This is a genomic window from Lysinibacillus contaminans (assembly GCF_001278945.1).
In the GTDB taxonomy this organism is placed as follows: Bacteria; Bacillota; Bacilli; order Bacillales_A; family Planococcaceae; genus Lysinibacillus; species Lysinibacillus contaminans.
Window position 1 is genome coordinate 620,023 of sequence record NZ_LGRV01000003.1, and the last position, 13,527, is coordinate 633,549.

15 protein-coding genes are annotated in these 13,527 nt (G+C 37.4%); 3 read left to right on the forward strand and 12 right to left on the reverse strand.

The window, feature by feature from the left end; all coding sequences use genetic code 11:
* Positions 1-286 precede the first annotated feature (286 nt).
* Positions 287-847 (forward strand): hypothetical protein, encoded by a 561-nt coding sequence (locus AEA09_RS05335; protein ID WP_245622784.1) that lies wholly within the window; start codon positions 287-289, stop codon positions 845-847.
* 275 nt (positions 848-1,122) lie between these two features.
* On the forward strand, positions 1,123-1,776 hold the full coding sequence (locus AEA09_RS05340) for an alpha/beta hydrolase (RefSeq protein WP_053582847.1): 654 nt from the start codon (positions 1,123-1,125) through the stop codon (positions 1,774-1,776).
* A 55-nt stretch (positions 1,777-1,831) separates the two neighbouring features.
* Here the strand turns inward: AEA09_RS05340 and proC are convergent, their stop codons facing one another.
* Positions 1,832-2,632, reverse strand: coding sequence for a pyrroline-5-carboxylate reductase (proC, locus tag AEA09_RS05345; RefSeq protein ID WP_053582848.1), 801 nt, complete (start codon positions 2,630-2,632; stop codon positions 1,832-1,834).
* A gap of 299 nt (positions 2,633-2,931) precedes the next feature.
* On the opposite strand from proC, the gene cyoE reads away from it, so the two are divergent.
* Positions 2,932-3,882: a heme o synthase gene (cyoE, locus tag AEA09_RS05350; RefSeq protein WP_053582849.1), complete on the forward strand. Its 951-nt coding sequence runs from the start codon at positions 2,932-2,934 to the stop codon at positions 3,880-3,882.
* Between the two features lie 22 nt (positions 3,883-3,904).
* On the opposite strand, the gene AEA09_RS05355 is transcribed toward cyoE, so the two are convergent.
* The 11 genes from AEA09_RS05355 to AEA09_RS05405 all read right to left on the reverse strand — a co-directional run bounded on the left by AEA09_RS05355 (position 3,905) and on the right by AEA09_RS05405 (position 13,445).
* Positions 3,905-4,639, reverse strand: coding sequence for a metallophosphoesterase family protein (locus tag AEA09_RS05355; RefSeq protein ID WP_053582850.1), 735 nt, complete (start codon positions 4,637-4,639; stop codon positions 3,905-3,907).
* Positions 4,640-4,864: 225 nt separating this feature from the next.
* Positions 4,865-5,320 carry a helix-turn-helix domain-containing protein gene (locus AEA09_RS05360; protein WP_053582851.1) on the reverse strand — a complete coding sequence of 152 codons (456 nt, stop codon included), beginning with the start codon at positions 5,318-5,320 and terminating at the stop codon, positions 4,865-4,867.
* Between the two features lie 138 nt (positions 5,321-5,458).
* On the reverse strand, positions 5,459-5,863 hold the full coding sequence (locus AEA09_RS05365; RefSeq protein ID WP_053582852.1) for a hypothetical protein: 405 nt from the start codon (positions 5,861-5,863) through the stop codon (positions 5,459-5,461).
* Between the two features lie 181 nt (positions 5,864-6,044).
* Positions 6,045-7,373, reverse strand: coding sequence for a hemolysin family protein (locus AEA09_RS05370; RefSeq protein WP_053582853.1), 1,329 nt, complete (start codon positions 7,371-7,373; stop codon positions 6,045-6,047).
* Between the two features lie 42 nt (positions 7,374-7,415).
* Positions 7,416-7,880 (reverse strand): MerR family transcriptional regulator, encoded by a 465-nt coding sequence (locus AEA09_RS05375; RefSeq protein WP_245622785.1) that lies wholly within the window; start codon positions 7,878-7,880, stop codon positions 7,416-7,418.
* A 402-nt stretch (positions 7,881-8,282) separates the two neighbouring features.
* On the reverse strand, positions 8,283-9,473 hold the full coding sequence (locus AEA09_RS05380) for a YbfB/YjiJ family MFS transporter (RefSeq protein ID WP_053582854.1): 1,191 nt from the start codon (positions 9,471-9,473) through the stop codon (positions 8,283-8,285).
* A gap of 350 nt (positions 9,474-9,823) precedes the next feature.
* On the reverse strand, positions 9,824-10,318 hold the full coding sequence (locus tag AEA09_RS05385; RefSeq protein WP_053582855.1) for a hypothetical protein: 495 nt from the start codon (positions 10,316-10,318) through the stop codon (positions 9,824-9,826).
* A 426-nt stretch (positions 10,319-10,744) separates the two neighbouring features.
* Positions 10,745-11,317: a 5' nucleotidase, NT5C type gene (locus tag AEA09_RS05390; protein ID WP_053582856.1), complete on the reverse strand. Its 573-nt coding sequence runs from the start codon at positions 11,315-11,317 to the stop codon at positions 10,745-10,747.
* A 12-nt stretch (positions 11,318-11,329) separates the two neighbouring features.
* A complete protein-coding gene (gene ispG / locus AEA09_RS05395) occupies positions 11,330-12,445 on the reverse strand; it encodes a flavodoxin-dependent (E)-4-hydroxy-3-methylbut-2-enyl-diphosphate synthase (protein ID WP_053582857.1) in 1,116 nt (371 codons plus the stop codon).
* A gap of 96 nt (positions 12,446-12,541) precedes the next feature.
* Complete coding sequence (locus tag AEA09_RS05400; RefSeq protein WP_053582858.1) at positions 12,542-12,883, reverse strand: hypothetical protein; 342 nt, start codon at positions 12,881-12,883, stop codon at positions 12,542-12,544.
* Between the two features lie 52 nt (positions 12,884-12,935).
* Complete coding sequence (locus AEA09_RS05405) at positions 12,936-13,445, reverse strand: DUF1189 family protein (RefSeq protein WP_053582859.1); 510 nt, start codon at positions 13,443-13,445, stop codon at positions 12,936-12,938.
* Positions 13,446-13,527 lie beyond the last annotated feature (82 nt).

Here is a 13,527-nt window from a genome sequence, read left to right on the forward strand (position 1 = left end):
AAAAAATAAGGTTCATAAACATCTCCGTTTCACATTGAAACGGGGATGTTTAATTGGGTAAATAAGAAAGGGAAAAAAGTATGAAACAACTTTGGAATTGAATAAGTGACTCGATGAATGAAAACCCAATCGTCTTTGCCTTGCTAGTATCAGAAGATGATCTTTGTGAAGAGTTTATTATTCCAACAACCACATTTACGCGGCTAAACAATGCCCGTTTATTTATATTCGACAATCATGGTATGATAGTTACGTAACGATTTGTTGAGATAAAGGACGGGTTTTTATGATGGCACAAGAAGTAGCAAATAAATTTATTGAAAAAGTATGTAATCACTTAGTACGTAATATGAATATTACAAAAGTAGAACAGCATTTGAAGGAAACCATTGCGATACAGCGTGAATCGGCAACGTCACAAACAGCATTTTGGGATATGTTAATGATAAATATGCTATATTTCACTGAAAACGAGCAGGCTTGGGAACGAGAATTTGCGAAAATGCTTGAGCAAAAAGAATGGTTGAAGGCGGAAAAGCTTGAAGAAGAGTTACTGATGCAACAAATGCGTGTACGTCAGCAAGTAGCAGAGCAAATGGATGATGCAACAGAACTTTTTCACAAGCAGTATGAAACAGAAAATTTAACCGAAGAAGATATTATTTATGATTATGCCTATAGCTCAGCTGGACATTCGATGCGTATGGATTTATTGACGGTACTTGTGTCAACACCAGAGCAGTCAAAGGTTTTATTTGATGCCGACCCGCAGGAAACAATTCGTATTGTTAATGGGTATATTGCGTATCATACAGATGGCCTTATAAATAAAACAAGATTAATATAATGGTAAAGAGACTCTCTTCTTAGATAGCGGAGTCTTATTTATTTGAAAAGCGTTTTCTTGTAAGGAATTAATGGGTCATTATCAAAACATGTCCTTACTATAAAAGAAAGTCTACTTTTTTATAAGCACATGGAACGGAAAGCGTCCGCCTGTAGTGTAATGTGCTATCAAGTGCAGATTTTGGTGTAGAGCCAAATTAATAATACAACATTTGTGCAGGATAATTGTTTAATATGATAAGATTGAAGTAAGTTCAATTGAAAGGAATTTTGTCCATGAATTCACCATTTACATTTATACATACACAACCGTCTAATTTAGACCCCAATAAAAAATATCCAGCTATCTTTTTACTTCACGGAATGGGAAGTAATGAGGAAGATCTTCCTCAGCTAGTGCAAGATTTTAAAGAGCAGTGTCATATTATTAGTTTAAGAGGGCCCATTACACAAAAACCAGGATATGCATTCTTCACGATTCAAGAAATCGGTATGCCTGATCGTGCCATTTTTGATAAAGTGTTAGTCGCATTACAACGTTTTATGTTAGAGGCCATTGACGAATATCAAATTGACCCAAATAAGGTGTATGTACTCGGCTTTAGCCAAGGTGCTATTTTGGCGCAGTCACTAGCATTTTCTATGGGTAATTTAATACGCGGAGTAGTGGCTCTTAGTGGTTACACACCCAAATTTGTTACAGAAGAATATGCTATTCGCCCAGTGGATCACCTGGAAATCTTCATCTCGCATGGTGATTATGATTACGTCATCCCACCACAATGGGGCGTTGAAAGTAAAGAAACTTTTGAGCGATTCGGAGCAAATGTCACATTTAAACAATATCCAGATGGACATGGTGTAACACCGGAAAATATGCGCGATATCGTCGCGTTTTTAGCCGAGGGATTACAAGAGAATATGCAGTAATGGATAGTTGAAAAGCCGAGACGATCATCACAATCGTCTCGGCTTCTTTTTACACTTATTTAGATAAGTTACGGTCTTTATTTGTAACGGCTGCCACTGCATCGTGGATCGTTGTTTCAAAATGATTACTTTGTAACGAAGACACACCTTGAATAGTTGTCCCACCTGGTGAGCAAACTCGGTCGACAAGTTCCCATGGGTGTTCTTGTGACTGTAAGATCATTTTTGCACTGCCGAGTACTGCATTTGCAGCAATATCTAAGGCCATATTTTTTGGCATGCCTTCACGCACAGCTGCCCGTGCTAATGCATCGATGTACATATACGTAAATGCTGGGGAAGAGCCACCAATCGTTGTGAAAATCGAAAATAAATTCTCAGGTACTTCAATAATAGTACCAACCGTTTCAAACAAGGATGTCACTAATTGTAGTTGTGCATCTGTTACTTGCTCACTTGCTGTATAGCAGCTTGTTGAAGCACCAACTATTGCATTAATATTTGGCATTACACGGATAATAGGCGTCGTTGCTGACAAGTTTTCTTGGAAGTAAGAAATGTTTTTGCCTGCTGCAATAGATACAATAATATGTCGATCTAGTAAGTGTTTCTTCACTTCAGGTAAAACATCTGGTAACATTTGTGGTTTTACGCTTAGAATAATGACGTCACAATTTGCCATTAACTCTTCAATAGAATTATTTGCGTGAATACCATAAGTGGTAGCTAAAGTAGTTGCTTTGGCAATTGTACGATTAAAGCCATGAATAGAAGATGATTCGAAATCTTCGCTCTTACACATGCCTTTTATAATTGCTGTGGCCATGTTACCGAGGCCGATAAATCCGTATTTCACGTGCTGTACACTCCTTTATCTTTAAAGAACATCCCTACTAGTATAGAACAGAATATTATTCTTGAATAGCAATGTGTAAGAATCGAGGCAATACTGTTCAAATTCATGTCGGTCGATGGTATCATAGAGTGAGTCATGTCTTTTCACTAGTATGAAATCATGTACTTTATGTGAACATAGAGACATACCTGCTCTAAAAGGGGTAGAATGATAATTTAATATGTATTATGCGAAAATTGTCGCTTTCTATCGGGGGAAGAATGCGGCTAGAAATTTATAGAGAAAAGGAATTAAATTGAATGGAACAAAATCTGAAAACAGAGCGTAATCCACAATCTGCAGAAATCACTGTAGTGAAGCAATCACGCTCAAATATTTTAGCACAGACAGTTAAGACGGGGATTATTAAATCCAATTTAATTCCAATGTGGGCTGGTTTGGCGCTGGGGATGTATAAAAATCAAATGTCGTTGAAGGAGAATATTCCTGAAATACTATTTGCGACTATTGGTTCAGCACTTGTTATTGGGGCAGCAGGAGCTTTTAATAACGTGTATGACCGCGATATTGATGCAATTATGCCTCGAACAAAAAATCGACCAACTGTAACTGGAGAAATGACTGCCAAAGCAACATTGTTTTTAGCAATTGTAATGCTTGTTGCAGGTATAGGTGTTTTAGCATTAGCTTCACCATTGGCCGCATTATTCGGTTTCCTAGGCGTCTTTTTATACGTTGTGCCATACACAATGTGGACAAAGCGTCATACGATATATAATACCGAAGTGGGTAGTATCTCGGGTGCTGTACCACCTTTAATTGGTTGGGCTGCTGTTTCTTCGGACGTTACACATCCAGCGTTATTCGGTCTCTTTTTTGTGATGGTTATTTGGCAAATGCCGCACTTTTATGCAATTGCCATTCGTAAGCGTGCTGATTATGAAGCTGCGAGTGTACCAATGCTACCAGTGGTTAAAGGAATGCGTCGTACTTACTATCAAACGAATTTTTATTTAATTCTACTTATTTTATCGAGCTTCTTATTTGGCTCGATAAGTATCGGAATTATGTTAGTGGCATTACTACTAAGTGTGGCATGGTTGATCATGAGTATTTACGGCTATCATAGCAATAAAGATCAGGTGAAATGGGCAACAAAGATGTTTGTGTTCTCCTTAATACACATGACGATTTTATTCACAACAGTTATTGTCTATTCTCTAGTAGGGGTCATTTTTAAACTGTATTAAATATATAAAAGCCAACAAGCACTTATTCTGTGCTTGTTGGCTTTTCACTTGTAACAGAGGTGATGTGACGACTTGGCCATTCAATTGCATGAAGTTGACCGCCAAATACAGCACCACCATCAATGCCAATAATATTATTTTCTCCCAAGTATACGCTATAATTTGTAGCATCTTGGTACAGTTTATAGGTCGGTGTATGACCAAAGATCACTGTTTTTTCACCTCGATAGCCTGCATGAAATTCTTCTCGAATCCATAAAAGCTGATTTCTCTCTGTATCTTTTGGCGCCATATCGGGTACAACGCCACCATGTACAAAAATAGCATCCTCTAATTCAATATACGTTTCAAATGTTTCGATAAGTTGTAAATGTTCTTCAAGCTTCGGTAAAGTACGAATAAAAGCGGGTAAAGCATTTGCTTTAATGGCCTCTTCGAAATCTTGTGCCTGATAGCCATAACTTGTAAGGGTCTCTACGCCACCACAGACAGTAATCCAGTGCATCCAAGGCTTAGGGTGACCAGAACGACAGGCGGCTAGCATAATGGCCTCGTGATTGCCCATTAATACACGCGCACCATTTGCTTTTAATTCCGCTACTAAATTTAAAACTCCACTTGAAGCAGGACCTCGATCTATATAATCGCCAAGTAAAAATAATTGGTCTTGTGTCGCATTATAATTTACTTTCACTAATAGTTGTTGAAAAAGCCCTAGTTCACCATGAATATCACTAATGGCCAGTATCCGTGTCATAAAATAGCATCCCTTCCAGTACATGAGCAGTTATTATTTAGTATAAAGAATATTTTTGCAAAATTCGACTTTTTTACTTTTATTTAATGATAGGGTGATTCTTTTCATTATTTAGTCATCTATAGCGTTGTAAAGGGGTGGAGAGCTGCTTTTATCGTGTAATATTGGTTATATTAGAGGTGTAAAAAATGCGTGGAAGTCTAATGAAAGGCTTCCACGCATTTTTTATGGGTTCTGTAGGGTTTTTGCCCAAGCTTCTTTCGCTATTTCTTCGTCAAAGCTTGATAGAAGACGGTAGTTGTTCGTATCTAAAATACGATAGTGATTGCTAATAGCGTTTTGCTGTAGACGGTAGCCACTGTGTTCTGAGATGTTTTTCCACCATATATATCCACCCATTGTTTTTTCTTTTGGCTGTAATGTACCATGATTGGCGATTAAATCGACGACTTCAAGCGGATCTCCACCAAGTTCATGCTGCAAAATGGAACTTTCACGAAAGAGAGCACAAGTAGTAACAGTTGTGGTCCAACCAGCTTGAATGCGACCTTTTTCAATTTGGACGAGCGTTTTTTTTGAGAGACCGAGTAAATCACTCATTTGATCTTGAGTAAATTGCTTTTCGGTACGAATTAGTTTTAGTTTATCAGAGATGAGTGCAATAAGTTGGTCGCGATGCATAAAAATACCCCTTCTTTTAGGTTGTTATCATTCAGTATACACGAAAAAATGAAAAAGCAGTTATCCTGCTTCATTGTAATATACCGTTTAAGACAGAAAAAACTCACTAACTAGTAAGAAGATAGTGAGAGGATGTCATTAATATTCATATTTTTTTGTGTCAGAAATAACACGAAAGTGAATTCCCTTTATTTGTGCACTTACTTTATGTCGTAGTGTATCGATGTCTACAAGCTCATCTTTGTCGTTTACACAATCTGCAATTTCATCTAGTAACTTTGTAAAAGCTTCCTTGAAAAGCTTGCGCATATTATCAAAGTCTAGACTACGGAAACTACCGTCAATATCAAAAGCTTCTACAGAATTTAGCTGTTTCGAAGCACCAGCGAAACGGTCATCATATACAGTATAGTTTTCGTCGGTCACAACAATGATGTATAAAGCTTCGCCTGTAATCGTTTTTAATTCAATATTTGTTTTGTGTTTTTTTACATCTGTAATAATGTGAATTCCATCTGAATGATAAAGTTTGAATAATTTCATAACTATGCCCCCTGAAAAAAAGATACTATCAATACCTTTAATTATATAGTGTTATGTATAAAAAAGGAACAGTATGAAATTTTTAGACGGAATAGCGCTCTAATAATGGACTATTGATAGCAATTTGTAGTCTGAATAGCTTTGGTTTTCTATTTAGACTACAAATAAACTATCATTAATATTAGTTTGTTTCAGAAGTTGTAGGCATCGTTTTTTGTAAAGGACGGACCTCAATGTAATGTAATTGATGTCCTTCTTGCTCGTATATACTAAAGATATAGGATTCTAACTCAATATTTTCTGCAGTTTTATTGCCGTTATTAGCGGTTAAGAACCAACCACCTAGCGTCTCGACATCCTCTGCATCTAGTGTTACATTTAGTAAATTTTCAACATCCTCTACAAGCATTTTTGCATTTAAAATATAATGATTGTCGCTTATTTTTCGAATATCAGCAATTTCGTCGTCATCAAATTCATCACGAATCTCACCAACGATTTCCTCTAAAATATCTTCAACGGTTACAAGACCAGACGTGCCACCGTATTCATCCATTAAAATAGCCATATGGATTCGTTCTTTTTGCATGCGTACTAATAATTCCTGAATTGGAATCGTCTCAATGACATGAATAACTGGGTTGATAAAATCATCTAGTACAAGTGTTTCGTCAGTAATTTTGTCGATTAAACCGTGCGCGAATAACTCTTTGGCATTAATAAAACCTAAAATGTTATCACGATCGCCGTCATAAATCGGGTAGCGCGTATATTTCTCTGAGGCAATAAAGTGAATCATATTCGTGTAAGTGTCATTTTTTTCAATCCCAATAATTTCTGTACGTGGCACCATAATTTCACGCGCAATACGTTCATCAAATTCAAAGACGTTGTTTACGTACTTTAACTCGGATTTATTGATTTCACCGCTTTTAAAGCTTTCAGAAAGTAGTAAACGTAATTCTTCTTCAGTATGTGATAGTTCGTGTTCAGAAGCGGGCTTCATGCCGAAGAGACCAACAAGTACTCGAGCAGAGCCGTTTAAGAACCAAATGAACGGATACATTATTTTGTAGAAGGTCATAATTGGTTTAGCAAAGAGTAATGTAATGGTTTCAGCCTTTTGAATTGCGGCAGTTTTTGGTGCTAATTCACCTACAACTACATGTAGGAACGTTGCAATGGCAAATGCCGAACCAATCGTGAATATACTCATGTATTTATCTGATATCCCAATCATATCGAATAGGGGATGCAGCATAAATTCGAATGTTTTTTCTCCGACCATCCCGATACCAAGGGCAGTTACCGTAATACCTAGCTGACAGGCAGATAAGTATTCATCTAGGTGGTCAACAACATGCTTTGCAGGGATTGCTTTCTTATTGCCCTCAGCAATAAGCTGGTCAAGTCTTGATGTTCGTACTTTGACAATGGCAAATTCCGTCGCAACGAAAAATGCTGTTAATGCTAATAAAATAATGAAAATTGATAAGTTAAGTATGGTCAAATAGTCGTTCTGTTTCTACAAAAAAAAACAGAACGTCACCTCCTAATTAATAAGTAGTAGTAAAGATTGCATGAGCGCAATACTTTCTGTTGAAACATTTTTTTTAATCGATTGAATATTTTTTTGATCTTGATTGTCAAAATGAGCGAGCAGAGATGCTACATCGTGCTCTAAGTTTTGCATTTTTAAGCGAATCGTTTGCACATCGATTTCTTCGTAAGGTGTGATCTGTAATTCAGCCTGGATTTCTTCAAGCGATAAACCGTCATGTTTACGTTGTTCAATATATTGGAGACGGTCAATCATTGATGATTCATAATAACGATAGTTGGATGCGGAACGTTCTGCTTCTAACAAGCCAATATTAGTATAATAATCAATTGTTCTTTTTGTGATACCTGTCTTTTCAGCAAGTTCACCAATTTTTAATTTTTCTGTCCCAATATGAACACCTCCAAACCATAACGTGATGCTTTGATTATAACGTGATGATTTTATACTATACAAATAATAAGTAACGACATTTCAAATTTGTAAGATTGAACAAAAAAATACACTATGCGATAAACGCATAGTGTACTCATAGTGTTGAAAAAATTGTCAATGAGCAAAAATGTAAAATTACGAAAAATCCCGGCATGAAAAATGAGATTTTCATATGGAAGCTTTTTTTGAAATAAGATATTCGTAAAAAAGGCTCTAAATTAAAATCTGTACTTGCCATGTGGGGTTGATTTCCGTTCCGGCTGTACGCTTTCCGGGGGAGGGGGTGTCCGATGAGTCGCTTCACTCGCTATATACGCCCCGCGGAAAGCTTCGGAAAACAACAAGGAGTTACAGTGTAATATGCCTTGGTAATGTTCCCCTAAAGACAGAAATGTTTTGTTCTTTTAGTGTACTCCATCAATTTTATGTTTCAATTGTGGTCACGGTATTACTGTTCTCAGCACGTAACTGTGTTTTAATATGCCCAATTAACATAACGATGAGAGCAGCAAAAACCATTACACCTGCAAATAATAAGGCAGCTTTATAACTATCGAAATATGCTGCTAACTTGCCCGCGACAATCGGTCCAATAATTTGTCCAAGTGCATAAAATGTTGTTAAAACGGAAACGACTGCGTTACTTTGTGTGGGAAATAGCTGTCTTGCATAAGACGTAGTCAATGTTACAATCCCAACAAATGTCAAGCCGAATAAAAACGACGACAGTAATACACTTGGTGCGGTTTGCGAAAAGACCGGTAGTAAAATCCCAATCACCTGCATGATATACGCAACCGTTAAAATATGTACCGGTGAATATTTTGATAACAGTACGATCCATACCGGGGCAGAGGGTACTGCAGCGAGTCCGACTACAACCCAACTATAGGAAGAATAGGATGAAAGGGAAGGGATATTATGTATAATATCGACTAAAAATGTCCCTGTAATGATATAACCAAGCCCTTCTAACCCGTAGGAAGCAATGAGCCATGGCATAAACCCTGCTGTCATTTTGCCATTAGATGCCTTAACTTTCTTGACACCATCCTGAATCGTTAAATTGCGCCACGTGACAAGTGTTACGCAGAAGAATGCAAGGGAAAGCAACCCAAGTCCAAGCCATGCACCTTTCCATGTGTAAGCTAATTCTAAATAAGGTACGAATAGTCCTGAAATAGCAATACCAAGACCAATTCCACTAAATAAATAGCCAGACCATTTCGTAAGTACTTCCTGTGCTAAATAATCCATAATGATACTCGAAGTTAACACGAAAATGAATCCACTTGTGATGCCAGCAATTAGTCGTAACAACAGCCAAAGTGTGAATATTTCAGTTAAGCCCATCCAAATAACAGACGCAACATTTAATAATACATTCACGAGTAAAATCATTTTTTTGCGGCGGAATAAAAACCCAGCCCATAATGCTCCTATAAAATAGCCAACATAATTGCTTGACGCCAAGTAACCTGCTGTTTCAAGTGTGAATCCCGTGTCTCTTCGCATAAACGGTAATATTGGTGTAAATGCAAAGCGACTTATACCCATTGCAAGAACTAGCAATAGGATTCCCCCTAGTAAAACCCCTGCATGTTTTCTATTCATAGCAAAACCCCTCTGTGAAAAAATATATATCTATTATGTTGGCTCAACACCAAAATCTGTACAGGACAGCACGTTCCACTACAGGCGGACGCTTTCCAGGAGGCGAGCCTTTAGCCGCTTCGTCGCTTGGCTCCTGCAGGGTCTCAAGTTGCTCGCTGATTCCCTAGGAGTCGCCGCCTTCCGTTCCATGTGCTCACCTATAATGGGTTTATTTTCAGTAAAGTACATGTTTTGGTAATGACCTATTATTTTAGTATATAATAGTTTGACTAGAAAGAATATTGAGATCTTTCACGCGAGCATAAAAAATAGCTCTTCTGAACGGAAATTCCGTTAGAAAAGCTGTTTTTTTATTTTTGTAAATAGGTCTCATATAGATGGTAAAGGGCATCTTCCCCCGTCATCTGAAGGATAGTCTCCTCATCGAATACGAGTTTTACATCTGTGAAAGCGCTATTAATTTGGCCATCTTGAATACTACATGTCACCGTGATTTCTCCGGTTTCCGCTAATTGTTTTTTATAGACGTCATCCCATTGTTGATCGGAGAATAGTGGGTCAATCCATGTCCCCTTAATATGAATCTTTCCTTCGTGTGCGTCATATTCCCAACGTGTATCACGTAATATAGTTTTAAATAAATCATTTATCGTGAAAGTTTCATCGTTGTAAGAAATTGTAATTTCCCTTACAGAGTGGACATCTTGGCCTAGCGCACTTGCTGCTGAATTTGCTGTTGCATTTATGCCAGATGCAGCATCCTTAATTTCTGAGAGTCTATCTCCGCAGCCCGTCAAAAGAACACTAAGGCAAATGATAAAAACTATATTTTTAATCAATTTCACAAGTACCCTCCTATTTTACAAGTTGTTACCTTTATCTTAACGAAAAAAAATTTGGAAAAAAGGGCATGTAGGTAGAAGATTGTGACATTTTAGCAACGACTAAGCTGATAAGTAGAAGAGTTACATAACTTACTGGATTCAGGGAAAGAGTTGCTTCAGATTAAGTGCAATAGGTGTATTTACTTTTTTTCAACTTTTAGGTGTGACTTTTTAAATAATTTCCCTTATTAAGGAGGTGGCCTATATAAAAATTAATGATGAGTTACTTAATAGATTAGGTGTGTATTTCGTATATCATAATGTATATGAAAATTATGGAATTACGTTCGAGGTTTTTGTGGAACGCTGGTTACGGGGGATAGTAGAAATCTGAAATAGTAAATAGAAAATGAGTCGTGTCAACAAGATGTTGAACACGACTCATTTTCATTTAAAATAGTTTGTAATATATTGATTCGCTTCTTGCCAGTTATAGACACGTACAACGTTGTCAGGCACGGCAAGGCGATTATAAGGTGTATCGAATAAAACGACAGGTATCTTTAATTCTTCAGCGAGCATTACGGCATTATCATGTTTGTCCTCGAAGAATGCTTGGACGCCATGTTTTTTAGCAACAGCTAGTTTGTCATGGCTACCAATTAGCTCGATATGATCGTAAGGAATTTCTTGCGATTTGAACCAATTTACTGTGATATCTGATACGTTTTCACCGCGAGCAGAAATATAATACAGCTCGTAGTTATTTCGCCAAGTATTTAAAATGTACTTAGCATCTTTTGCTGCTTCTGATACTTCATACATAAACGGTTCGTTTTCCTTAAACCATGTTTGAAAAGCTGCGCGATCCACCGGATGAGGGAACGCGGATAAAAAATCATATTCACAGACATCATCAAGTGTGATGTTGACATTATACTGTTTGTTAATATGCGGAATGAGTGTGCCTGGACACGTTACTGTTCCGTCAATATCAATACCAAAACGAGGCTTTGTCATGCTTGCACCACCTTAGACTTTTGTGTTTGCTGCTTCTTCTGCTTCACGTTTTTCTAACATTTCTGCAGCTAATTTATCGATTTCTTTTTTCAATTCTTCTACCATTGTTGCTTCAGGTACTTTGCGGACTGTTTTGCCTTTCATGAATAACAGACCTTCACCTCGTGCACCAGCGATCCCGATATCAGCTTCACGTGCTTCACCAGGACCATTCACTGCGCAACCAAGAACCGCTACTTTTAAAGGTACACTTAGTTTAGAAATGTATTCTTCTACTTCATTTGCAATAGAGATTAGATCTATTTCAATACGACCGCAAGTCGGGCAAGAGATAAGTGTTGCCATATTAGATGCTAGGCCGAATGATTTCAATAATTCTCGTGCTACTTTAATTTCTTCTACAGGGTCAGCCGATAAAGAAATACGTAAAGTATTCCCAATGCCTTTCGATAAAATTGCACCAAGACCAGCAGCTGATTTCACAGTACCCGCGAATAGTGTGCCTGATTCTGTAATCCCTAAGTGAAGAGGGTAGTCAAATGCTTTAGATGCCTTTTCATATGCCTCAATCGCAAGGTTTACATCAGAAGCTTTCATCGACACAATAATATCGTGGAAGTCTAAGTCTTCAAGAATTTTAATATGGTGTAGCGCAGACTCTACCATACCATCAGCAGTAGGATATCCGTATTTTTCTAGAATGTGACGCTCTAAAGAACCAGCGTTTACCCCAATACGAATTGGAATACCTTTTGCTTTTGCTGCGTTTACAACCGCTTCTACTTTTTCTTTACGCCCAATATTACCTGGGTTAATACGTACTTTATCAATACCATTTTCAATCGCTTTTAACGCTAATTTATAGTCAAAATGAATATCAGCTACTAATGGAATATGAATTTGTTTTTTTATGTCGGCGATTGCATCGGCCGCGCGTTCATCTGGCACCGCTACACGAACAAGCTGACAGCCCGCTTCCTCTAAACGTAGAATTTCGGCTACTGTTGCCTCGACATCATGTGTTTTAGTAGTACACATACTTTGAATGAATAATTCATTACTACCACCAATTGTTAAATTACCGACACGTACTGGACGTGTTTTTGTACGGTGACAAATTTCACTCATTAACTTTCTCTCCTTTTCGGGCCGCTACTTTTGGCCGTCACTGACATTTATTTTAGCAGTGTAGGAAAATAAGAACAAGGAAGAAACGTTAACTTTTCATTTTCCGCATAAGTTTTCGAGTTCATATGAGAGTGGAAGTTTAATATTTTCACCAGGGACAAGTTCCTGTAATTGTAAATGTGGATTTAATTGGTAAAAGAGCTGTAAGCGTTCTGGGAAGGTCATGGGTACTTTTGCGGGTTGAATGGCAAATAGACTGTGAATGGTGTCACCTTGAATTACTTGTACACTGATGTAGATAGGTTCACGTTGATCTTCACAAAGCTCTTCCGTTTCTTTTGGATAAAAGGATGCTAGTGGCAATGTGCCTTCAGTTAAATCTATTTTCACTATGAATGCAACAAGCACAATAATTGCCGTTAATAGTAATGCACGCAAAAAACCCCCTCCTTTCCTACACTATATTGAGAAAAGGGGGGAATCATGCACGTTATTTTGTTATTGGTTGAATTGGGTACTTTGTAAAGGAAATTATTAATAGAGTTAGTGTTAATAATAATGAGAAAACAGAAGTCACTGTTTCACTAATTGGTAGATAAGCAGCTAGTAAACTTATCAATGTTGTCCATGTAATCGCAAAGGTTGTCGTGCGCCATACATTACGGTATTCTCCCCGGCGTTTCATGACCTTCAAAAAGAATAAACCAGCAAATGCATAGAGAGCAATTTGAGCAAAAATAAGCATAGTCGTGAAGATAAAAAGCATTAGAAATGTTGCAGGATATAACAACCATTTAATTTCTTCTATGTATGCTGTTAAGCCACTAATGTCAAAATTATCAACGTTTACCCCAGCAGTAAATCTTCCGAATGAAAAGACTGTGACAAGTAAAATTAATAAAAATGTATATTGAATGACTTTACCAATTGGTAATAACCGATAGGCTGCTAGTTTTTTTGGATGAATCAGGCTATCGATAAATAGTTGTGAGTGTTTCATGAAAAATATCTCCTCCATTCGCTATTCTAACATGTTGAAGCGTTACAATAAAAGAAACGTGCATGTAGTGGGATAAGGTTGT

Excerpts from the sequence above, each read along its gene's own strand:
- AEA09_RS05335 (WP_245622784.1), top strand. The coding sequence starts at position 287 with ATGATGGCACAAGAAGTAGCAAATAAATTTATTGAAAAAGTATGTAAT.
- AEA09_RS05340 (WP_053582847.1), top strand. The coding sequence starts at position 1,123 with ATGAATTCACCATTTACATTTATACATACACAACCGTCTAATTTAGAC.
- cyoE (WP_053582849.1), top strand. The coding sequence starts at position 2,932 with ATGGAACAAAATCTGAAAACAGAGCGTAATCCACAATCTGCAGAAATC.
- AEA09_RS05355 (WP_053582850.1), bottom strand. The coding sequence starts at position 4,639 with ATGACACGGATACTGGCCATTAGTGATATTCATGGTGAACTAGGGCTT.
- AEA09_RS05360 (WP_053582851.1), bottom strand. The coding sequence starts at position 5,320 with ATGCATCGCGACCAACTTATTGCACTCATCTCTGATAAACTAAAACTA.
- AEA09_RS05365 (WP_053582852.1), bottom strand. The coding sequence starts at position 5,863 with ATGAAATTATTCAAACTTTATCATTCAGATGGAATTCACATTATTACA.
- AEA09_RS05380 (WP_053582854.1), bottom strand. The coding sequence starts at position 9,473 with ATGAATAGAAAACATGCAGGGGTTTTACTAGGGGGAATCCTATTGCTA.
- AEA09_RS05390 (WP_053582856.1), bottom strand. The coding sequence starts at position 11,317 with ATGACAAAGCCTCGTTTTGGTATTGATATTGACGGAACAGTAACGTGT.
- ispG (WP_053582857.1), bottom strand. The coding sequence starts at position 12,445 with ATGAGTGAAATTTGTCACCGTACAAAAACACGTCCAGTACGTGTCGGT.
- AEA09_RS05405 (WP_053582859.1), bottom strand. The coding sequence starts at position 13,445 with ATGAAACACTCACAACTATTTATCGATAGCCTGATTCATCCAAAAAAA.